Genomic DNA, 21,000 nt, shown 5'->3' with positions numbered 1-21,000 from the left:
ATCTATCAGACGGACGGGCTCATTCCGGTCCGCGACGGCAATTGCCCGTTGCCGCAAGGCAGTACGCGGGGAAGAATTGGACGCGGATCCCCGAACGGCTCTCCGAGCCCCCTGACCGGCGCACGCCCGCGGCCGGTCCACGGGTGTATCCGCGAAGGGAGGACCGTGACCATCGGGTTCGTTCCGGAGACGTCCTCCGCCGCCGCGTCCTTCGTCGCCCGCACGCTGGAGCCCGCCGAGTGGGCCGACATGGACGTTCCCCTGCTGGCCAGCCCCCGTGAGGTCGTCAAGGACCTGTACGCGCGGCACCTCCCGGCCCCGCCCACCGCGGTGGTCGCGGCCTACGACCCGGACGGCCGGATCCGGGCCAGCGCCTCCTTCGGCTACCGCACCGGCGTCGTCGACGGCTGGGAGCGCCGCAACGCCCTGCTGTCCCACCTCCGCCGGGTCATCCCGCACGACCTGCGGCTGCGCAACCCGGTGCGCACGGCGGTCCTGATGGTCAGCCGGGACGGGATTCCCGGCTGGACCTCCGAGGACGGTGCCTGGATGTGGGGACTGCGGGACGCGTGCACCCTGCACGGGCTGCGCTGCGGCTCGTACGTGACGCTCACCCGCGACGGCTGGAACGTCATCGGGGAGAACCGCGCCGGGCGCACGCCCAACGCCGCCTCCTGGCCGCACAGCCGCCCGGAACCGCACCGGACGGAACCGGCCGAGGCCATGGCGAACGCGCTGCGCCCTGCGTCGGTGCGCTGAGCACCCGGGCAGGCGGACCGCCGGCCCGGGCGCTCAGGCGCTCGCGCCCAGAAGGCTGTTGATACGGGTGGGGTCCCCGCACACGATCAGCAGAACCCCGGCCCGGGACAGCGCACCGGACAGGGCCTGCGGCAGCGTCTCGTCGCTGCCGCCGTTGAGCGCCACGACCACGACGGGCCGGCCGACGGCGCGCGGGGCCGAGATGTCGGCGTAGAACACGTCGTCGGCGGCGTCGTGCTGGGCCCAGTAGGAGGCCTCGCCGAAGCTCAGCTCGTGGGACGCCCACGGGTGCTGCTCGCCGGTGGTGAGCACCAGGATCTCGCCGGGTGCGCGCCCGGTGTCGAGGAGGAGGTCGACGGTCTCCTCGGCCGCGTCGAGCGCTCCTTGCTCGGGCGCGGGGATGAGCTGGATCTGGGCGGCGCCGGAGGCGGGGCCGCCCGGGTCGGAGACGGCGGGGGTGACGGGCGCAGCCGGCTGGTTCGCAGCCGCGGGGGCCGCGGTGCCGACGGGGCCGTGCTGGGTGCCACCGGCGGAAGCGGAGGCGGCACCGACGGCGGCGGGGACTGCCCTCGGCGGGCCGGGGCGCGGCGCGGCGGGCCGGGGCGGGCGAGGGACAGGACGGGGGGTCGACGCACTCCGGCCGCTGGTCGGAGCAGTGCGGGGACCCGGGACGCTCTCGTGAATCTGAGGCTCCTCGGGGGTGAGAGGCATGAGTTGATGTCTATCAAACGCGCACCGAATGCGCAGCGGGGGGTGGGTGCCGGATCAGAAATCGAAACCGAGTTGTTCCCCTGCGTCTTCCGTGGCGCGGACCTTCTTCAGGTGCTGCCAGCGCGGCAGCGTGTCCAGGTAGGACCACGTGAGCCGGTGCAGCGGCGTCGGTCCCCACTCCTCGAGTGCTGAGCGGTGGACCGGCGACGGATAACCGGCGTTGTCGGCGAAGGCGAACGGCGAGTAATCCGCGCCGAGTTCGGCCATCTGTCGGTCACGGTGCACCTTGGCGATCACCGACGCGGCCGCGACCGCCACGCACGACTGGTCGCCCTTGATCACCGTACGGACCCGCCACGGCCCGCCGTTGCCGAGGTAGTTGTGCTTGCCGTCGAGGATCACGGCCTCGGGCGGCTCGGGAAGCCCGTCCAGGGCGCGCAGCGCGGCCAGCCGCAGGGCGGCGGTCATCCCCAGCTCGTCGATCTCCTCGCAGGAGGCCTGGCCGAGCGCGTACGACGTCACCCAGCCGGTGAGCACGGCGGCCAGCCGGGTGCGGCGCAGGGGTGTGATGAGTTTGGAGTCGGTGAGGCCCTCGGGCGGGCGCCGCAGGCCCGTGACGGACGCGCACACGGTGACCGGTCCGGCCCAGGCGCCACGGCCCACCTCGTCGATGCCTGCGACGGTCTTCACGCCGAGCGTGGCGCGCATCGAGCGTTCGACGGTGTGGGTGGGTGGTGGCTGGACCATGGCGGGGACCAGCCTACTCGCCGTCCGCGCGGCGCTTCCACGGGGTGTTCAGGACACCGTGGCCCAGTCGGGCAGGGCTTCGGTCCGCTCGGTCCACAGGGCCGGGGGTTCGCCTCCGGGGGACGCGGCGACGATGCCGCCGACGATGGCGCACGTGGTGTCCACGTCGCCGCCCGCCTTGGCGGTGGTCCAGAACGCCTGCCGGTAGTCGCCGAGATGGCGGGCGGCGGCCCACAGGGCGAAGGGCACGGTGTCGTGGGCGCTGGTCCGCCGTCCGCAGCCGAGCACGGCCGCGACGGTGCCGACGTCCGCGTAGTCCAGCATGTCGCCGGCCCGCCGGACACCGGCCTGGACGGCGCTGCGCGGCACCAGCTCGACGACGGCGCCGAGCAGGTCGGCGGGGTCCGGCGGACCCTCCGGGTCCGCGGCGAGGGCGGCTGCCGCGGCGACGGCCATCGCGCCGGCCACCGCCTCGCGGTGCTGGTGCGTGGTGTAGGCGGAGATCTCGGCCTGGTGGGTGGCCTGGACGGGGTCGCCCGCGTACCAGGCGCCGAGCGGCGGGATCCGCATCGCGGCGCCGTTCCCCCACGACCCCTGGCCGTTGAAGAGGGCGGCGGCCAGCTCGCGCCAGTCGGCGCCCTCCTGCCGGATGAGTCGCAGCATGCGCCCCACGGCAGGGCCGTAGCCGCGGTCGAAGTCGTGGTGCTCGGCGAAGGAGGCCGCGAGGGCGTCCTGGTCGATCCGCCCGTGGGCGAGGAGGACAGCGACGACCGAGCAGGCCATCTCGGTGTCGTCGGTCCACTGCCACGTTCCGGGCGGAAGTTCGCCGTTCTGCAGCGCGGAGTAGTGGGCGGGGACGAAGAACTGCGAGCCGAGGGCGTCGCCCACGGCCAGGCCGCGCAGGCTGCCGAGCGCGCGGGCGGCCCGCGCGGAGAAGGAGGTGTGAGCCGTCATGACGTCGAAAACTCTGACATCGCACCTGTTCCGGGTCAATCTCCTTGTGCCGAAACTCACCCGCCTCACGGATTTCTCCGGCCCCGCACGGCCGCGGCAGGTCCGCGAACCGCGGCACCGCGCTCAGACACCGCGCTCAGATGTCGCCGCCGCCCGGCTGCTCCGGGGTGCACCAGCGCTCGAAGGGCCGGTCCAGGCTGTAGCTGCCGGACGCCCCGAGGACCAGCATCCGCGTCTCGGCATTGTCCGGGTTGGACAGGGCCTCGAAGTCCTGGACCGTCCAGTGGAACCAGCGCATGCAGAAGAGCCGCATGGTCAGCCCGTGGGTGACGAGCAGGACGTTCGGAGGGAAGTCGTCCTTGTCGAAGGCGCGGTAGAGGGTTTCGAGGAAGGCTCCGACGCGGTCGTGGACGTCCGCGCCGCTCTCCCCCATCGCGAAGCGGTAGAAGAAGTGCCCGTAGGCGTCGCGCGCCTTGCGCTGCCGGTGGATGTCCTCGATGTCCTGCCAGTTGCCCCAGTCCTGCTCGCGCAGCCGCGGTTCCTCCCTCGCCTGGGTGAGCCGCGGGTCCAGGCCGAGGGCGCGGTAGGTGTGCCACGTACGGCGGTAGGGGGACACGAAGGCCTGGACTCGCTCGTCGCCGAACAGCTCCCGCAGCCGCGCCCCGGCCTCGGTGGCCTGGCGCAGGCCCTTCTCGGTCAGCTCCAGGGCGTGGTCCGGCACCCGTTCGTAGATGGTGTCGTCGTAGTTGCCCTGGGACTCACCATGCCGGATGAGCACGATACGGCGAGGACGTCCCATACCGATCACCCTATGGTGCGATCCGGCCTCCGGCGTGCCGGGACCCGGTGACGGGCGCGCGTGGCGCGGTCAGGCCGACGTGACGGTCCACTGCGGCACCACGTCGACGACGTCGCCCGCCACGGACAGCACGTCGGCGTCCAGGTCGGCCCGCTGGGACAGCCGGGCCACCGCGCCCTCGCGGTATTTCCCGTGCTCGGTCGCCGAATCCCACGCCGAGAGCGTCAGGAAGTCGCCGTCCGCCCCCTCGGCGAAGACACCGCGCAGCATCCCGGGAGACCCCGCCATGGCGGGGTTCCAGACCCGCTCCTGCATCTGGACGAAGTGGGCCACCCGGTCCGGGCGCACCTTGCACAGCGCCACCCGGAGCAGGTCGGCGTCGGAGAAGCGTGGCTCGAACCCGACCTTGACTTCCAGCCGGTGGTCGAAGGTCCGCGCCGCGAGCATCTCGTACGTGCCCGCCTGCGCGGACGCCATCTCCTCGTGCGGACCGGCCATGAAGGCGTCGTAGGAGCGCTGCCCGTCCCAGAAGGCGAAGAGATGGGCCACCCCGGGCTGCGAGCGGCTCCAGCCGCCGCCCTGCCCGTGGAATCCCGGGCGGTTCCTGAGCGCCGCCCATCCGCGCTGACCCCGGTCGAAACCGTCCCGGTCGAGGACGCCGCAGCGTATCCACTTCACCAACACCGCGCCATCGTAGTGGCGCGCGGCCGCTGATTCGTCCCGCTCGGCCGTACCCGTCCGGACGCGAGCAGGGGTGGGGACACGGCTCCGGGCCGTTTCCCCACCCCTGTCACACGCGAAACCCGCCGGTCGGCGGTTCAGCCGATCGTGCGATCCGCCGGATCAGCTGCAGCCGCTCGTCGAGCCGCAGCCCTCGCACAGGTAGCAGCTGCCCGCGCGGCGCATCTTCGTACCGCAGGAGAAGCACAGCGGGGCGTCGGCGTTGAGGCCGAGCTGGATCTCCAGCAGTTCGGTCGAGTTGTGCGCCTCCTTGGGCGCCGGCGCGGCCTCGGCCGGCTTGGCGACGCTCAGCGGCGCACGGGGCTCGATCTGCCGCGGCGCGGACTGGGCCAGGCCCTCGACGTCCACGTCGTCGTCCTCGGCCGCCTCGTACGAGCCGGTGTCCAGGTGCCGCTGCCGCTCGGAAGCGGAGTGGATGCCGAGCGCGGAACGGGTCTCGAAGGGCAGGAAGTCCAGCGCGAGGCGGCGGAAGATGTAGTCGACGATCGACTGCGCCATCCGCACGTCCGGGTCGTCCGTGAGGCCGGCCGGCTCGAAGCGCATGTTGGTGAACTTCGAGACGTACGTCTCCAGCGGCACGCCGTACTGCATGCCCACGGACACCGCGATGGAGAAGGCGTCCATCATGCCCGCGAGGGTCGAACCCTGCTTGGACATCTTCAGGAAGACCTCGCCGAGGCCGTCGTCCGGGTAGGAGTTCGCCGTCATGTAGCCCTCGGCGCCGCCCACGGTGAAGGACGTCGTGATGCCCGGACGGCCCTTGGGAAGCCGCTTGCGCACCGGGCGGTACTCCACGACCTTCTCGGTCGCCGCGGGCGCGGAGACGGGCGTCTCGGCCTTCGCCTCGTCCTTCTTCTTCGCCGACAGGGGCTGGCCGACCTTGCAGTTGTCGCGGTAGATCGCGAGCGCCTTCAGGCCGAGCTTCCAACCCTCGTAGTAGACCTCCTCGACCTCCTCGACGGTGGCCGTCTCCGGCAGGTTCACGGTCTTGGAGATCGCGCCGGACAGGAAGGGCTGCGCGGCGGCCATCATCCGCACGTGGCCCATCGCCGAGATCGCCCGCTCGCCCATGGCGCAGTCGAAGACCTCGTAGTGCTCCTGCTTGAGACCGGGCGCGTCCACGACGTTGCCGTGCTCGGAGATGTGGGCGACGATCGCCTCGATCTGCTCGGACTGGTAGCCGAGGCGGCGCAGCGCGGTCGGGACGGTGTTGTTCACGATCTGCATCGAGCCGCCGCCGACGAGCTTCTTGAACTTCACCAGCGCCAGGTCCGGCTCGACGCCGGTGGTGTCACAGTCCATCATCAGGCCGATGGTGCCGGTCGGCGCGAGCACCGACGCCTGGGCGTTGCGGAAGCCGTTCTTCTCACCGAGGCGCACGACGTCCTGCCATGCCTCGGTCGCCGCGGCCCACACCGGGGTGTCCAGGTCGTCCACCCGGCGGGCGGCGCCGTTGGCGTCGGAGTGCTGCTTCATGACGCGCTTGTGGGCGTCGGCGTTGCGGGCGTAGCCGTCGTACGGGCCGACGACCGCGGCCAGCTCCGCGGACCGCTTGTAGGACGTACCGGTCATCAGCGAGGTGATGGCGCCGGCCAGCGCGCGCCCGCCGTCGGAGTCGTACGCGTGGCCGGTCGCCATCAGCAGGGCGCCGAGGTTGGCGTAGCCGATGCCGAGCTGGCGGAACGCGCGGGTGGTCTCGCCGATCTTCTCCGTCGGGAAGTCGGCGAAGCAGATCGAGATGTCCATCGCGGTGATGACCAGCTCGACGACCTTGGCGAAGCGCTCGACGTCGAAGGACTGGCTGCCCCGGCCGTCGTCCCGCAGGAACTTCAGCAGATTCAGCGACGCCAGGTTGCAGCTGGAGTTGTCCAGGTGCATGTACTCGCTGCACGGGTTGGACGCGGTGATGCGCCCGGTCTCCGGCGAGGTGTGCCACTGGTTGATCGTGTCGTCGTACTGGATGCCGGGGTCGGCACACGCCCAGGCGGCCTCGGCGAGCTTGCGGAAGAGCGACCGCGCGTCGACCTGCTCGATGACCTCGCCGGTCATCCGCGCGCGCAGGCCGAAGGCCGATCCCGCCTCGTAGGCCTTCATGAACTCGTCGTTCACCCGGACGGAGTTGTTGGCGTTCTGGTACTGGACGGACGTGATGTCGTCGCCGCCCAGGTCCATGTCGAAGCCCGCGTCGCGCAGGGCGCGGATCTTCTCCTCCTCCTTCACCTTGGTCTCGATGAAGGCCTCGACGTCCGGGTGGTCGACGTCCAGTACGACCATCTTGGCGGCGCGGCGGGTGGCACCGCCCGACTTGATCGTGCCGGCCGACGCGTCGGCGCCGCGCATGAAGGAGACCGGGCCCGAGGCGTTCCCGCCGGAGGACAGCAGTTCCTTGGAGGAGCGGATACGGGACAGGTTCAGGCCCGCGCCGGAACCGCCCTTGAAGATCATTCCTTCTTCCTTGTACCAGTCGAGAATCGACTCCATGGAGTCGTCGACGGACAGGATGAAGCAGGCGGAGACCTGCTGGGGCTGGGCGGTGCCCACGTTGAACCAGACCGGCGAGTTGAAGCTGAAGACCTGGTGCAGGAGCGCGTAGCTCAGCTCGTGCTCGAAGATCTCCGCGTCCTCGGGGGAGGCGAAGTAACCGTGCTGCTCACCGGCCTTGCGGTAGGTGAGCACGACACGGTCGATCAGCTGGCGCAGGCTCTTCTCGCGCTGCGGGCTGCCCACCGCGCCACGGAAGTACTTGCTGGTGACGATGTTGACCGCGTTCACCGACCAGAAGCCGGGGAATTCGACACCACGCTGCTCGAAGTTGATCGAACCGTCGCGCCAGTTGGTCATGACGACGTCACGGTGCTCCCACTCCACCTCGTCGTACGGATGCACGCCGGGTGTGGTGTGGATGCGCTCCATGCGCAGCCCCTTGCCTGCTTTGGACCCCTTGGTGCGGGAACCGCGTGCCGGGCCGCTCGTCGTCTCTGTCATGCCGCCTCCCTATACGGGCAAAAACGCCCTGATGTGCCCGGATCTTCCCCGCGGCACGGTGATGTCGATGACCTCGGCGCACACGGCGCTCCGGCGGGTACTGCTGTGTCCTGCGCGCCGCTCAGTCGGCGGCGGAAGCGGGCGCGGGGACGCCGAGGTCCTCGTCGAGTCCGCCAGGAGTGGTGGGTGGCAGCTGCTCGCGCAGCTCCGTGATGGCCCTCTCGAAGTCCTCGAGCGAGTCGAAGGCGCGGTAGACCGAGGCGAACCGCAGATATGCGACGAGGTCGAGGTCCTGGAGCGGACCGAGTATGGCCAGTCCCACGTCGTGGGTCGACAGCTCCGCGCTGCCGGTGGCCCTGACCGCCTCCTCGACACGCTGCCCGAGCTGGGCGAGGGCGTCCTCGGTGACGGGGCGGCCCTGGCAGGCCTTGCGCACGCCGGCGATGACCTTGCTGCGACTGAAGGGCTCGGTGACACCGCTGCGCTTGATCACCATCAGTGACGCCGTCTCCACCGTGGTGAAGCGGCGGCCGCAGTCCGGACACTGGCGGCGCCGGCGGATCGACGATCCGTCGTCCGTGGTGCGGCTGTCGACGACACGGCTGTCGGAGTGCCGGCAGAAGGGGCAGTGCATCGTTCCTACTCCCTCCCTCGCTCCATGGTGAGCGCGCACGACGACGAGGCTTCCGCAGCGTCGTACGACCCCGTGGAGCAGCCCCAAGCATAGGCGATTCACCGGGCGTTGACCTCTGGGGGCCGTCGACCGGACCACAACCGGTGGTGGTGGAACCCTATCCAACCACTAGATGTTGGTCCGGCGCATCTGACCCCTCCCTTTAGCGCGTGTCGCGCCGCACACGGCGGGGGCGGCCGTCGTGCGCATACCGGGGCAGCACGGGGAAGGTGGTGACACACTGGAAAGCGGCGCCGCCCGAGCGTCACCGCACCGCACACGGACGGCGGACGGACCGGTATCGGCGGCGCGGCGAGCGGGCCCAGGGGAAGCAGCCGAGCACTCGCGCGCCCCTTCGGGAATCGAACTTCCCTTCGATCATTACACCCGGTACCTTGATCACGTCAGCGGATTTATGCAAATTCACTCGAACGTGTGTTTGGCGCAACCTTTCGAAACCCACTACCGTTGTACTAACTGCCCGCGGCTGGGAAGCGGGCCTCCCGCACTTCACGCGGTGGGAGAACATCTCGAAAGGGGCCGCCGTGACCACCGCCGCAGAGAGCGCCACAGCGACATTGACCGCGCATGACCGCTCCCCGGATCGAATCGGCCCGTTGGACGTGATGAACGAAGAGAACAGCCCGAAGCCCGCGCGATCGCTCCCCGGACGGCCCCCGGGTATTCGCGCCGACAGCTCCGGTCTCACCGAACGCCAGCGCAGGGTCATCGACGTCATCAGGGATTCGGTCCAGCGCCGCGGATACCCGCCGTCCATGCGGGAAATCGGCCAGGCCGTAGGCCTGTCCAGCACCTCCTCGGTCGCCCACCAGCTGATGGCGCTGGAGCGGAAGGGCTTCCTGCGGCGCGACCCGCACCGGCCCAGGGCGTACGAAGTACGCGCCTCCGACGCCGGACACCCGCAGCCCACCGACACCTCGGGCAAGCCGTCGGCCTCCTACGTCCCGCTCGTCGGCCGGATCGCGGCAGGCGGGCCGATCCTCGCCGAGGAGTCGGTGGAGGACGTCTTCCCGCTGCCCCGCCAGCTCGTGGGCGACGGTGAGCTGTTCGTGCTCAAGGTGGTCGGCGACTCCATGATCGAGGCGGCCATCTGCGACGGCGACTGGGTCACCGTGCGCCGCCAGCCCGTCGCCGAGAACGGCGACATCGTGGCGGCCATGCTCGACGGCGAGGCCACGGTCAAGCGATTCAAGCGGGACAACGGCCACGTCTGGCTGCTGCCGCACAACGCCGCCTACCAGCCCATCCCCGGTGACGAGGCCACCATCCTGGGCAAGGTCGTGGCGGTGCTGCGCCGGGTCTGACGCCACGGGTCCGCCGCGCGCCCCGGAAACCGTACGGCGGTTCCGGGGCCGGACCCGTTCTCCCGCGGGCCCGAAGGCTCAGACCTTGGCGGCCGCGTCGATGGCGGCGAGCGAGCGGCGGACCTGGTTGCGGTCCGTCGTGTACCAGAGGTCCGGCATGGAAGCCCGCAGGAAGCCGCCGTAACGGGCGTTGGCGAGCCGCGGGTCCAGCACGGCGACGACACCCCGGTCGCCCGAGGCCCTGATCAGCCGCCCGGCGCCCTGCGCCATCAGCAGCGCCGCATGCGTGGCGGCCACCGCCATGAAACCGTTCCCGCCGTGCTCCTCGACCGACTTCTGCCGCGCGCTCATCAGCGGGTCGTCCGGGCGTGGGAACGGGATCCGGTCCATGACCACCAGTTGGCAGTTGACTCCCGGCACGTCCACGCCCTGCCACAGCGACAGGGTGCCGAACAGGCACGTCTCCGCGTCCTCCGCGAAGGTCCTGATCAGCTCGCCGAGCGTCTCCTCGCCCTGGAGCAGGACGGGGTTCTTCAGCCGGTCCCGCATCGCCTCCGCGGCGGCCTGGGCGCCGCGCATCGAGGAGAACAGCCCGAGCGTACGACCGCCGGCGGCCTCGATCAGCTCGGCCAGCTCGTCCAGCATGTCGGCCCGGCCGGCGTCCCGGCCCGGGGCGGACAGGTGCTTGGCCACATAGAGGATGCCCTGCTTGCGGTAGTCGAAGGGCGACCCGACGTCGATGCCCTTCCAGGGCGCCTGCTCCTCGACCGCGGTGCCCTCCTTGGCCAGGCCGAGGGACGCCGCGACGCCGTTGAAGTCGCCGCCCAGCTTGAGGGTGGCCGAGGTGAGGACGACCGAGCGCTCGGTGAAGAGCTTCTCGCGCAGCAGGCCGGACACATTGAGCGGGGCGACGCGCAGCGAGGCGCCGTAGCGGTCGTGCCGGTCGCACCAGACCACGTCGTACTCGGAGGCGGTCACGAGCCGCTCGCTCACCTCGTGCACGTTCTCCACGGCGGCCAGGGCCTGCTTGCGCACCGCGTCCTCGTCCTGGACGGACTTGTCACGCGTCTCCCCCAGCGAGGTGATCACCAGGCGGCAGGCGTCGCGCAGCGCCGCCAGGACGTACAGCAGATCCTCCGGGATCGGCTCCAGGCGGCCCGGCAGAGCCAGCTCCATGACCCGCTCGAAGCCCTCGGAGGCGCTCATCAGCGCGTCCGCCGCCTTCTCGTTGACCAGCCGGGCGGCGCGCTTCACCGCGCGGTTGACACTGCCGGGGGTGAGCTCGCCGGTGGCGACGCCGGTGACGCGGGAGACGAGTTCGTGCGCCTCGTCGATGATCAGCACCTCGTGGCTCGGCAGCACCGGGGTGCCCTCGATGGCGTCGATCGCCAGCAGCGCGTGATTGGTCACCACCACGTCCGCCAGCTTGGCGCGCTCGCGGGCGGCCTCGGCGAAGCACTCCGCGCCGTACGCGCACTTGGTGGCGCCGAGGCATTCGCGTGAGCTGACCGACACCTGGCCCCACGCACGGTCCGAGACGCCGGGGGTCAGACCGTCTCGGTCGCCGGTCTCCGTCTCGTCGGCCCAGTCCCGCATACGGAGCAGGTCCTGGCCGAGCTTGCTGGTCGGCGCGGCGGCCTCGAAGGGGTCGAAGAGGCCCTCTTCGTCGTCCTGCGGCACACCTTCGTGCAGGCGGTGCAGGCACAGGTAGTTCGACCGTCCCTTGAGCATCGCGAACTGCGGCTCGCGGCGCAGCAGCGGACGCAGGGCGGTGACCGTCCGCGGGAGGTCGCGCTCGACGAGCTGGCGCTGGAGCGCGAGGGTGGCCGTGGCCACTACCACCCGGTCGCCGTGGGCGAGCGCGGGCACCAGATACCCGAGGGACTTGCCGGTCCCGGTGCCGGCCTGGACGAGCAGATGCGACTTGTCGTCCACGGCGGCGGCGACGGCCTCGGCCATGGTGACCTGACCGGCCCGCTCCACCCCGCCGACGGCGGTGACGGCGGCGTGCAGCAGGTCGGTGAGCGCGGGTGGTGGCGTGTCAGTCATAGGAGGGCCAGCCTAAGGGCAGCCACCGACAACGCCGTCCGGAAGCGCTCAGCCGGTCATCCGCGGGTCCGCTCCCGTCCCGCGGTGCTAATTTCTGGTCGCATGCCGTTCGAGCGTCGCCTGACTCTGGACACCTCAGCCGCGGAGTACGTGATCGACGTCGCCAACGTCGTGCGCGAACCGGCCCTCGGCGGGGAGCGTGCCGCGGACCTGGGCAGGCTCGCGGGGCTCCTCGACGCGCTGGCCGGCTTCGCCCGCGACCCGGCCGTCCAGGTCTACGCCATCACCGACCGGTCGCTGCTCACGGACGGCCGCCTCACCGCGGCCGAACGGCAGGACCTGAACCGGTGGTACGCGGACGGCATGCTGGAGGTGCTGCCCCGCGCGGACGACCGCATCCTGGAGCTGGCCGACGCCCTCGGCCTGCGCGTGGTCAGCGCAGACAACTTCCTGGACTTCCACCGCGCCTATCCCTGGATACCCGGCGACCGCGACCGCTTCCTGCGCCCGGTGCTCCTCCCCGACGGGCGGATCGGGGTGCGCCCGCGCGTCATGCCCGTGCCCGAGGAGTGGCAGGTCTCGCGCAAGGAGGAGGAAGGGCTGCTGCTCCAGGCAGGGGTCGTGCGCCGCTGGGAGCACTCGGCGGCGCACCGCGCGGTGCTGAGCCGCGAGTGGCGGTGCCCGGAGCCCGGCTGCCCGCTGTTCGGGTCCGCCGACCGGCCCGGCACCGCGCTGCCGCGCCGCCGCAAGGACCGGGTGCTGTGCCCGACCCACGGCCTGCCGCTCACCGACACCGGTCCGCGCCGCCCGCGCGCCCAGGTGAAGGTCGTGCTGGACGGGACGGTACGCGGCCGTTTCATGGTGACCGAGGGCGACCCGGTGACGGTGGGCCGGGCGCCCGCGGGCGGCGGGGTTGCGCTGGGCGCCTGGATCGACGACACCGCGGTCGACTCGGTGAGCCGCAGCCACGTCGTGCTCGCCTACGACGGCAGGACGCTGAGCGTGCTCGACGAACGCAGCGCCAACGGGACCCGGGTACGGCGCCGGCTGCCCGGCAACGACACGGAGGAGCCGCTGCCGCACGGTGTCGTGCGCGCCCTGCGCAGAGGTGAGTCGGTGGTGCTGCACGAACGGCTGGAACTCTTGCCGAGCGGGCGACAGTTCGTCTTCGAGGAGGACCCGACGGACGGTACGGTCGGACCGCGGGACGGCGCCGCGCTCGCGGAACCCACCATGATGCGGCTGCCGTTGCACGACATCGACGGAACGGGGTGCGCGTGACGGGCGAGGTGGCTGTCGGCACGGTCCTCAACGGCCGCTACCGGCTGGAGGAACTGCTGGGCGGCGGCGGTTTCGGCCAGGTCTTCGCGGCCGTCGACCAGAGCCTGGGGCGCCGGGTCGCGGTGAAGGTGCTCATGCTGCGCACCGAGTGGGCGGAGATCGAGCGCAGCGAACGGCAGGGGCGCTTCCGCCGGGAGGCCGTCGCCGCGGCCGCGCTGAGCCATCCCAACGTGGCGACGATCCACGACGCGGGCGAGCACCAGGGACGGCCTTTTCTCGTCATGGAGTTGCTCGCCGGCACGGATTTCCGGCGGGTGCTGCTGGACCGCGGCGGGCTGCCGGTGCCGGATGTCATCGCCTATGGTGCGCAGATCTGCTCGGGGCTGCAGCATGCGCACGAACGCGGTCTGGTGCACCGCGACATCAAACCCGAGAATCTGATGCTGCTGCCGGACGGTGTCGTCAAAATCTGTGACTTCGGTCTGGTCACCCACCGGGACTCCGACGCGACGCGCTACACCGAACCGCAGGCGCTGCTGGGATCGCCGCCGTATTTCGCCCCCGAGCAGGCGCAGGGCGGAGAGGTCACCGCCCGGTCGGACCTCTATTCGCTGGGCTGCGTGCTGTACGCCATGCTCGCCGAGGGCCCGCCCTTCACCGCGGGGAATTACATCGGCTACGCATATCTCCACGTGCACGAGGAACCCGAGCCGATCGTCCGCCGCAGGCCCGAGGTCCCCGCGGAACTGGCCCGCCTGGTGCACCAGTTGCTGGCCAAGAAACCCGCCGACCGGCCGTCGGGCGCGGCCGAGGTCGCCGAGCGGCTGCGTGCCATGATGCGGCCCGCGGCGCTGCGGCGGACGCCCACCGCCCTCGACCGCGGGGCCCGCCACCTGGTCTGGACGCTGATCGAGGAGGGCGAGGCACTGCTGTCCGCCGGACGCTTCCACGAGGCCGACGAGCGGTACTGGCAGGCCCGCCAGCAGGTCGTGCGCCAGGGCGCGGACAATGAACCGGCGTCCTTTGCCGCGCTTTTCGGCCGGGCCCGCGCTCTGGAGGGCCTGAACGGCGTGCAGGCCGCGCGCCGGCAGTTCGAGGAGGTGGCGGAGAGCGCCGCGGCGGCCCTGGGCGCCGACCATCCGCTGGCCCGCTGCACCGCCGCCTACGCCTCGGTCAGGGCGGCGCGCTGACCGGTCAGGGCAGCACGTTGACGTGCACGTCCGCGGCGAGCCGGAAGGTGTCGCCGGGCCGCAGGGGCGTGGCCTCGTTGGGTGTGAGGCGGTAACCGCGCACAAAGGTGCCGTTGGTGGAGTCCTCGTCGGTGATCCAGGCCGAGCCGTCCGTCTCGACGCCCACCCAGGCGTGGACTCGGGAGAGGTTGTCCCGCCGGGCGAGGAAGGTGACGGCCGGGCACAGCTGCGGGTCGCGGCCGAGCCGGATCGAGTAGCCGGCCGCCACCTCGACGATCTCCCCGTCGGGGAAGTGCAGGCGCATGACGTGCAGGGCGACGTCGCGACGGGTGCCGGCCGGGCGGGGCGGGGTCCCGGGGACGACGCTGATGACGCGGGTGTGCTCGGTGTCCTCGGCGTCGAGGTCGGCGGCGCCGTCCGCCTCCCCGACCGCCGTCACGGAGCGGCTGCCGCGCCCCGCGGGGCGCGGCCGCCCCGGCCTGGCGGGCGGGGGGGGGCGGCCGCCCCCGGGGGGGGGGCGGCAGCCGCTCCGTGACGGCGGTCGGGGAGGCGGACGGCGCGGCCGCGGCATGTGCGGACGCCATCAGCGCGAAGGGCACGAAGCAGCCCTGGCACACCAGTTGTCCGGCGAACGAACCAGGCGTGCCGCATTCGGGGCAGGATCCGACGCCCGTTTCCTCGCGCATCCGCCCCTCACCTCTCCGCGGTACGACCGTGCGGCGATCGTATCTTCCGCGCGCGGGGTGCCGCGGCCCGTCGTCAGAGCGCGTACAGCGGATTGGGCACCGTGCCGTGCACGGCGGCGTGCGGGCGCTGGGCCCGGTCCCGGTAACCGTCGAGGTGCAGCCGGTTGCGGTTGAGACACAGCCGGTCGATGCGCGGGGTGAGCAGGTCGAAGGCGGCGAAGCGCTCCTTGAGTTCGGGGAAGCGGTCGTGGTGGCGGACGATCTCGTCGCGTACCAGCTGCCAGAACTCGGGCTCGGGCACCCCGAGCTGCTCCTCGCACAGCGGTGCCAGGTAGCGCAGCACCCCGACGAAGAGCCCGGAGTGGATGAACTGGGTCAGGAAGGCGGGCTTCTCCGTCAGCAGCACCGACCTGACCTCGCCGGGCATGGCGGCGTGCTCGGGGAGCGTCTCCGCGCTGACGTTGACGTCGTCGACGAAGTCCTTGACCGCGAGCCGCACCGGGATGTCGTGCTCGTCGAAGACCACGATGGCGTTCTCCCCGTGCGGCGAGAAGACCGTGCCGTAGCGGTAGAGGAAGTGCAGCAGCGGTGGCAGCAGTGCGCCGAACAGATGCCGCAGCCAGACGGCGGGGGCCAGCCCGGAGCGCTCGACCAGCTCCGCGGTGAAGGACCGGCCGTCCGGGTCGGTGTACAGCAGCGCGGCCAGCGTACGGGCGTGCTCCCCGGCCTCCAGGTACGCGGTGAGCGGCTCACGCCAGATGCAGCCCAGCAGTTCGCGGTACTGGTACGGCACGGTGGGCAGCCGGTCGAACTGCGGGTGCGCCACCGACACGGAGGCGACCTCGCCGAGCAGGATGACCCGCGTCTCGTCCCGCAGAAACGAATCGCCCGACCGCAGCCCCTCCACCCACGCGGTGACGGCGGGCGCGGCGAGGGTCCGTTCGGTGGGCAGCCCGCGCCACACCAGGGTGTTCAGCACCGACAGCGGCAGCTTGACCGTACGCCGCTGCGGACGGCTGGCGTTGAGGAACGTCCGGACGGACTGCTGCGGCACCCGCAGGTCGTTGTCGGTGCCCAGGTGCATGATGGATCCGTCGGCGATCGCGGGCGCGAAGAGCGGCAGGACGACGTTCTCCCACTGCCAGGGGTGCACGGGCAGCAGGAGGTGGTCGGCCGGGTTGCGGTTGCGATCGGCGATGGCGTGGTGGAAGGCGTCGAGGGTGGGCGGCGGGAGCTCGTCCGCGTAGAGCAGATCGGGGGTGGCCAGGGTGTCGACACCGCGGTACCGGGCGAGGCTGTGGTGGACGGCGATCCACGGCAGCCGGTGCTGTCTGCGGCTCTCGGGGGCCCAGCGCGCCGCGTCGGCGTCGGAGAATCCGATACGCCCCTTGTTGGCGACGAGCCAGGGGTGCCCGGTCTGGTGCCCTTCCAGCTCGGCGTAGTCGAGGTCGGCCAGCTCCGCGGCGGAGAGCGCTTCGGCGTCGATCCGCTGGTCGGCGCGCAGGGTCGTGAGGATCTCGCGCATCAGGTGCCCGGTGGTGTCCCCGCTGAGCCCGAGCACACTCTCGTGGGCGTGGCTGAGGAAGTGCAGCGGGTCGCCGCTCGGGCCGATGCTTCCCGGGTCCACCTGCCAACTGCCGTACGCGCCCCGGCGGGCCTGGAAGCGGTAGGTCAGCGTGTCGCTGAGCGGCAGCCGGTAGGCGGTCGGCCCCGCGGCGGGGTCGGGCTCGGGTGCGATCACCTCCTCGTAGGCGAATTCGGCGAGCATCTTCGCCAGCAGTCGCCGGGCCGCTCGCTGCCAGGCTGCGGCGTCGGAGGGCGGGGAGGTGGTGATCACGATGGACTCCTGCGGGGCCGGTTGCCGACGGGACGAGACGGGACGGATCGAGGGGTGAGGGGGCGGGCGGAGGTCAGAGCACGCGCCGCAGCGCACGGTCGCGGACCATGAGGGCGGCCCGTTTGCCGGGCAGGGAGAGCTCCGCCGACAGCCGGAAACCGGCGCCGAGGAAGGCGGCGACGGACGCGGTGTTGCGGATGTCCGGTTCCGCGACGACGCGGGTGCAGCCGGGGCGGTGCTGCAGGATCAGGTCGGCGACCGCCTTGATCAGGGTGCCGCCCAGACCGCGCCCGCGATCGGCGCCGCCGCCGATGAGCAGATGGACGCCGGTGTCCTGCGGCCGAGCCGGGTAGTGCCGTGCCAGCGGGTCCAGATCGGCGCGGTAGACCTCCCAGTAGCTCATCGCCCGGCCGTCGAGCAGGCCGAGGCACGGGACGCTGCGCCCGTCGCCGAAGGTCTGCGCCGCGATGTGCCGCCGGGTCAGCGCCGCTTCTCCCGCCAGCTCCCAGAACTCGGCGACCGCCGGGTCGTTCATCCATCCGCTGACCAGGGCCAGGTCACGGTCGGCGTGGGCGGGCACGAGACGGAAGGCCCCCGCGGGGGTGTCGGCCCCGGCCCACTCCGCGACGCGGCCGACGAGGGCGCAGCCGCGGGCCGTCGGCGGACCGGCGGCGTGGGCGGCGACGCCGGCGGACGTGGCCGGACCGCCCTTCCCGGGGACGCCGGGCAGGGCGAGGAAGTCCGGTGGCAGCCTCAGGTCCAGGGTGTCCTCGGTATCGGAGTCCGCTGGTGGCACGGTGGCTCCTCCTCTCCTCGGCAGCCCGGCCGCCGCGCGCTCAGGCGGCCAGCGGGTTGGGCACGGTGACGTACACCGACTGCGTGTCGACCGGCCCGACGAGTTCGTCCATGCCGTGCAGCCGGGTCAGCAGGTTTGCCTTGCAGCGCAGTTCCCGGCTGCTCAGCAGCCGCTCGGGAAGACCGCTGCGGCCGGCGCCGTCGTGCTCCGCGGCCACTGCGGTGAGGAAGCGGCGAAAGGCGGCGAGGAGCACGCGCTCGTCGGCCAGCTGCTGCGACCCGAGGGCGCCGACCAGCCCGAAGACGTTGTTGATGCCGACGTAGTAGGCGAGGCGTTCGTCGGCGACCTCGTCGGCCACGAAGGTGTCGCTCTCCGCCCCGATGCCGGGCAGCCGCGCCTCCAGGTCCGCGCGGTGCGAGCGGCGGAAGTAGTAGCCCTGGTTGTCACGGTAGCGCCCTCCGCGGGGCCAGCCGTCGGCGTCCAGCAGCACCAGCGTGTTCTGCTGGTGGGCCTCCAGGGCGATGCCCGCCTCCCCGTCCAGCCACAGCAGCGGACGCACCACCGCGTCGAGGTAGCGCAGGAACCACTCGGTGGCGACCGCGTGCACGGGTCGCCCGGTGCGCGCGGCCAGGCGGTCGACGGTGCGGGCCAGCCGGGACCGCAGCACGAGGGAGGAGCCGTCCGCGGGCCAGGGGCGCGGCGCGGCCAGGCCCGCGAGGCAGTGCGCCCGGTCGCCGGGGCCGAAGGGGTTGTGCCGCAGGACGACGTCGAGTCCCGGCACGGGTGCGCCGTCCGGGGAGTCGACGGCGAGCCAGGCGGGGTCGCGGACGATGTCGAAGCCGGGGTGGACGGCGTGCCACCGGGCGGCGAGACCGCTGCGCAGCAGCCGGTGGACCTCGGTACCCCGGAGGAGTTCCTTGCGCAGGTTCTCCCGCCGCGAGTTGGTGATGCGCACCCCGAGCGACAGCTTGAGCATCGCGGGCGCGTCGGGGCGGTAGACGGTGCGGACCGAGGAGGTGGGGTGCCACGGGTCCCCGTGCGGGCCGAGATCGCGGAGCAGCCCGGCGTCGAAGAGGGCCTGCACGCCCGGCCGGTGGCGGATGTCGCGGGCCTGCCACGGGTGCAGCGGCAGCAGGGCGGCGCCACCGGAGGCGGGCGGCTGCGGCCCGGCGAGGGAGCCGATCAGGTCGACGGCACCGATGGGCCGTCCGCCCTCGGTCCAGGCGGAGTCGGTGGCGAGCACGGAGGCGTCGACGGCGAGCCAGTGCAGGCGGAAGGAGCCGCGTGTCTCCGGGGAGTAGGCGGCGCATTCGGCGTCGCCGAGCCCTTCGCGGCTCTTGGGCGCCGGGTGCATGGAGTGCCCGAAGACCAGGGCCTGCTCGGAGTCGAGGAAGGGCAGCTCGGGGTCGTCGGACGAGGCGGACCGGCCCGGTGCGCGCCGTTCGGTGACGAACGCGGCGGTACGGCGGACCGAGTCGGCCACCCGCGCGACCAGGTCGGCGGTTTCCGCGGGCTCGCCGCCGCCTTCCCGGGCGAGCAGCGCGGCCAGGCCGACGGCGGTCAGCGCGGGGCCCCCGGCGGCCGGGCGGACGGGGCCGAAGCGGTGGTGGCCGGTCGGCGACCAGTGGCGGACCGCCGCGCGGGCCTCGGTTCCGCTGGCTGGCATTGGGATCCGCAGTTCGGCGCCCGCGGGGGCGGGCAGCCGGCGTTCGCGGACCCAGCAGCGCAGCAGGTTGTCGGTGCCCGCGGCGTCGGCGACGGCGTAGGCGTCGGGGTGGTGCAGCGGGTCGGGTCCGGTCTGCGCCGCGGGTGCGGCCGTGTCCGGGAGCGGCGAGCGCGGGAACGGCACGGTGGTCGGCTCGGCCGCGTGGGCCGTGCCGGATTCTGCGGGGGCGGTCATACGGGGGCTCCACTGGTGACGGCCGCGGGGCTGCGGAGGGTGCGGGGGGCCTGCGTCATGCGGCCGCGCCCGGTACGGCGGCGCGGGCAGCTTCGAGGGCTCCGGCGAGGCGGTCGAGTACGGCCTCGGCCTGCTCGTCGGTGATGGTCAGCGGGGGCAGCAGCCGGATGACGCTGCCGTGCCTGCCGCCCAGCTCGACGATCAGGCCGCGCCGCAGGGCCTCCTGCTGGACGGCGGCCGCCAGGTGCGGCGCGGCGGGCAGGGCGCCGTGGTCGTCGGGCTCCGCGGCGGTGTCGACGAGTTCCACGCCGATCATCAGGCCGCGGCCGCGTACGTCGCCGATGCACGGGTGGTGGGCGGCCAGCTCGCGCAGCGAGCGGAGCATCCGGGTGCCGAGGGAGTCGGCGCGGGCGTGCAGGGCGTTGCGCCGCACGAAGCGCAGCGTCGCGGTGCCCGCGGCCATGGCCAGCTGGTTGCCGCGGAAGGTCCCGGCGTGGGCGCCGGGCAGCCAGCCGTCCATCTCCTCGCGGTAGACGATGACGGCGAGCGGCAGGCTGCCGCCGATGGCCTTGGACAGCACCATCACGTCCGGCACGATGCCGCTGCGTTCCACGGCCCAGAAGGTGCCGGTCCGGCCGACGCCGGTCTGCACCTCGTCCACGATCAGCGGGATGCCGCGCTCCGCGGTGATCTGCCGCATCCGCCGCAGCCAGCCGTCGGGCGCGGGGACGACCCCGCCCTCGCCCTGCACCGCCTCCAGCAGCATCGCGGCGGGCGCCTGCACGCCCCCCTTCGGGTCGTCCAGCAGGTGGGCGGTCCAGCGCGCGGCGAGTTCGGCGCCGCGGTCACCGCCGACACCGAACGGGCAGCGGTAGTCGTACGGGTACGGCAGCCGGGTGACCTGCGTGTCGGGCCCGCGTACGGCCGCGCGTACCGCGGTGTCGCCGGTCGCGGCCAGGGCCGCCGACGTCATGCCGTGGTAGGCGCCGGAGAAGGCCAGCAGCCCGTCGTGGCCGGTGGCGATCCTGGCGAGCTTGATGGCCGCCTCGACCGCGTCCGTCCCGGCCGGGCCGCAGAACTGGATGCGCCCGTGCTCCGCGAGCTCCCGCGGCAGGGTGTCGAACAGGGCGGTGGTGAAGTCGTCCTTCACCGGGGTCGCCAGGTCGAGGACGTGCAGCGGCGCTCCCGAGTCGAGGACGCCCCTGATGGCTTCGAGCACCACGGGGTGGTTGTGGCCCAGCGCGAGCGTGCCCGCCCCCGACAGGCAGTCCAGGTAGCGGCGGCCGTCCGCGCCCTCCACCGTCATCCCGCGGGCGCGGACCGGGACGACGGGCAGGGCGCGCGCGTACGTCCGGGCCGCCGACTCGCGCTGCGCCTGTCTGCGCAGGATCCCCTCGGCGGCGGTGAAGTCGTCGGCCGGCGCCGTGAGCTGTCCCGGCACGCTGGAAATGGCCGCCACGCGCTGTCTCCTCCGACTCGCCTGCTGTTCGGTCGTCCCCCTTCCGTACTAACGACGCGGTGACGGACCGATCACGGCCCGCACTCAGATCTTTCCCGGCGGGAACCG

The 21,000-nt window shown here is 72.5% G+C and carries 17 protein-coding genes; 4 read left to right on the top strand and 13 right to left on the bottom strand.

Translation table 11 applies throughout. The features are described from left to right. The first annotated feature begins 165 nt into the window (after positions 1 to 165). A complete protein-coding gene (locus ACH4PY_RS08960) occupies positions 166 to 759 on the top strand; it encodes a hypothetical protein (RefSeq protein WP_398177787.1) in 594 nt (197 codons plus the stop codon). A gap of 33 nt (positions 760 to 792) precedes the next feature. Here ACH4PY_RS08960 and ACH4PY_RS08955 read toward each other — a convergent pair whose 3' ends face one another. The 7 genes from ACH4PY_RS08955 to nrdR form a co-directional block, all read right to left on the bottom strand. Continuing rightward, the gene (locus ACH4PY_RS08955) at positions 793 to 1,470 is read right to left on the bottom strand and encodes a hypothetical protein (protein ID WP_398177784.1); all 678 of its coding nucleotides are present in this window, start codon (positions 1,468 to 1,470) and stop codon (positions 793 to 795) included. Positions 1,471 to 1,524: 54 nt separating this feature from the next. Then, on the bottom strand, positions 1,525 to 2,217 hold the full coding sequence (locus ACH4PY_RS08950; RefSeq protein WP_398177781.1) for a ribonuclease HII: 693 nt from the start codon (positions 2,215 to 2,217) through the stop codon (positions 1,525 to 1,527). Between the two features lie 48 nt (positions 2,218 to 2,265). After that, the gene (locus tag ACH4PY_RS08945) at positions 2,266 to 3,171 is read right to left on the bottom strand and encodes an ADP-ribosylglycohydrolase family protein (protein ID WP_398177778.1); all 906 of its coding nucleotides are present in this window, start codon (positions 3,169 to 3,171) and stop codon (positions 2,266 to 2,268) included. A gap of 136 nt (positions 3,172 to 3,307) precedes the next feature. Further along, the gene (locus tag ACH4PY_RS08940; RefSeq protein ID WP_398177775.1) at positions 3,308 to 3,970 is read right to left on the bottom strand and encodes a histidine phosphatase family protein; all 663 of its coding nucleotides are present in this window, start codon (positions 3,968 to 3,970) and stop codon (positions 3,308 to 3,310) included. 69 nt (positions 3,971 to 4,039) lie between these two features. Next, positions 4,040 to 4,654, bottom strand: coding sequence for a YdbC family protein (locus ACH4PY_RS08935; protein WP_398177773.1), 615 nt, complete (start codon positions 4,652 to 4,654; stop codon positions 4,040 to 4,042). 159 nt (positions 4,655 to 4,813) lie between these two features. After that, the gene (locus tag ACH4PY_RS08930; RefSeq protein WP_398177770.1) at positions 4,814 to 7,696 is read right to left on the bottom strand and encodes a vitamin B12-dependent ribonucleotide reductase; all 2,883 of its coding nucleotides are present in this window, start codon (positions 7,694 to 7,696) and stop codon (positions 4,814 to 4,816) included. Positions 7,697 to 7,817: 121 nt separating this feature from the next. Then, positions 7,818 to 8,330, bottom strand: a complete 513-nt coding sequence (gene nrdR, locus ACH4PY_RS08925; protein WP_398177767.1) for a transcriptional regulator NrdR — start codon at positions 8,328 to 8,330, stop codon at positions 7,818 to 7,820. A 584-nt stretch (positions 8,331 to 8,914) separates the two neighbouring features. On the opposite strand from nrdR, the gene lexA reads away from it, so the two are divergent. Then, a complete protein-coding gene (gene lexA, locus ACH4PY_RS08920) occupies positions 8,915 to 9,694 on the top strand; it encodes a transcriptional repressor LexA (RefSeq protein WP_031513036.1) in 780 nt (259 codons plus the stop codon). Between the two features lie 78 nt (positions 9,695 to 9,772). Here the strand turns inward: lexA and ACH4PY_RS08915 are convergent, their stop codons facing one another. Then, positions 9,773 to 11,743, bottom strand: coding sequence for an ATP-dependent DNA helicase (locus ACH4PY_RS08915; protein WP_398177764.1), 1,971 nt, complete (start codon positions 11,741 to 11,743; stop codon positions 9,773 to 9,775). A 102-nt stretch (positions 11,744 to 11,845) separates the two neighbouring features. Between ACH4PY_RS08915 and ACH4PY_RS08910 the strand changes: the two genes are divergently transcribed. Then, entirely contained in the window at positions 11,846 to 13,024 is a 1,179-nt protein-coding gene (locus ACH4PY_RS08910) for an FHA domain-containing protein (RefSeq protein WP_398177761.1), read from the top strand. Beyond that, positions 13,021 to 14,214 (top strand): serine/threonine-protein kinase, encoded by a 1,194-nt coding sequence (locus tag ACH4PY_RS08905; RefSeq protein WP_398177758.1) that lies wholly within the window; start codon positions 13,021 to 13,023, stop codon positions 14,212 to 14,214. The genes ACH4PY_RS08910 and ACH4PY_RS08905 overlap by 4 nt, the downstream gene beginning before the upstream one ends. 4 nt (positions 14,215 to 14,218) lie before the next feature. Here ACH4PY_RS08905 and ACH4PY_RS08900 read toward each other — a convergent pair whose 3' ends face one another. The 5 genes from ACH4PY_RS08900 to ACH4PY_RS08880 all read right to left on the bottom strand — a co-directional run bounded on the left by ACH4PY_RS08900 (position 14,219) and on the right by ACH4PY_RS08880 (position 20,883). Continuing rightward, positions 14,219 to 14,653, bottom strand: coding sequence for an FHA domain-containing protein (locus ACH4PY_RS08900; RefSeq protein ID WP_398177755.1), 435 nt, complete (start codon positions 14,651 to 14,653; stop codon positions 14,219 to 14,221). Positions 14,654 to 14,973: 320 nt separating this feature from the next. Continuing rightward, entirely contained in the window at positions 14,974 to 16,740 is a 1,767-nt protein-coding gene (locus ACH4PY_RS08895; RefSeq protein ID WP_398179257.1) for an IucA/IucC family protein, read from the bottom strand. A gap of 70 nt (positions 16,741 to 16,810) precedes the next feature. Continuing rightward, positions 16,811 to 17,533 (bottom strand): GNAT family N-acetyltransferase, encoded by a 723-nt coding sequence (locus ACH4PY_RS08890; protein ID WP_398177752.1) that lies wholly within the window; start codon positions 17,531 to 17,533, stop codon positions 16,811 to 16,813. Between the two features lie 40 nt (positions 17,534 to 17,573). Next, positions 17,574 to 19,433: an IucA/IucC family protein gene (locus tag ACH4PY_RS08885; RefSeq protein ID WP_398177750.1), complete on the bottom strand. Its 1,860-nt coding sequence runs from the start codon at positions 19,431 to 19,433 to the stop codon at positions 17,574 to 17,576. A gap of 55 nt (positions 19,434 to 19,488) precedes the next feature. Continuing rightward, the gene (locus ACH4PY_RS08880; RefSeq protein ID WP_398179254.1) at positions 19,489 to 20,883 is read right to left on the bottom strand and encodes a diaminobutyrate--2-oxoglutarate transaminase; all 1,395 of its coding nucleotides are present in this window, start codon (positions 20,881 to 20,883) and stop codon (positions 19,489 to 19,491) included. Between the last annotated feature and the right edge of the window lie 117 nt (positions 20,884 to 21,000).

The organism is Streptomyces sp. NPDC021224 (genome assembly GCF_044332905.1).
GTDB lineage: Bacteria > Actinomycetota > Actinomycetes > Streptomycetales > Streptomycetaceae > Actinacidiphila.
This window is presented reverse-complemented; position numbering and strand designations above follow the sequence as displayed.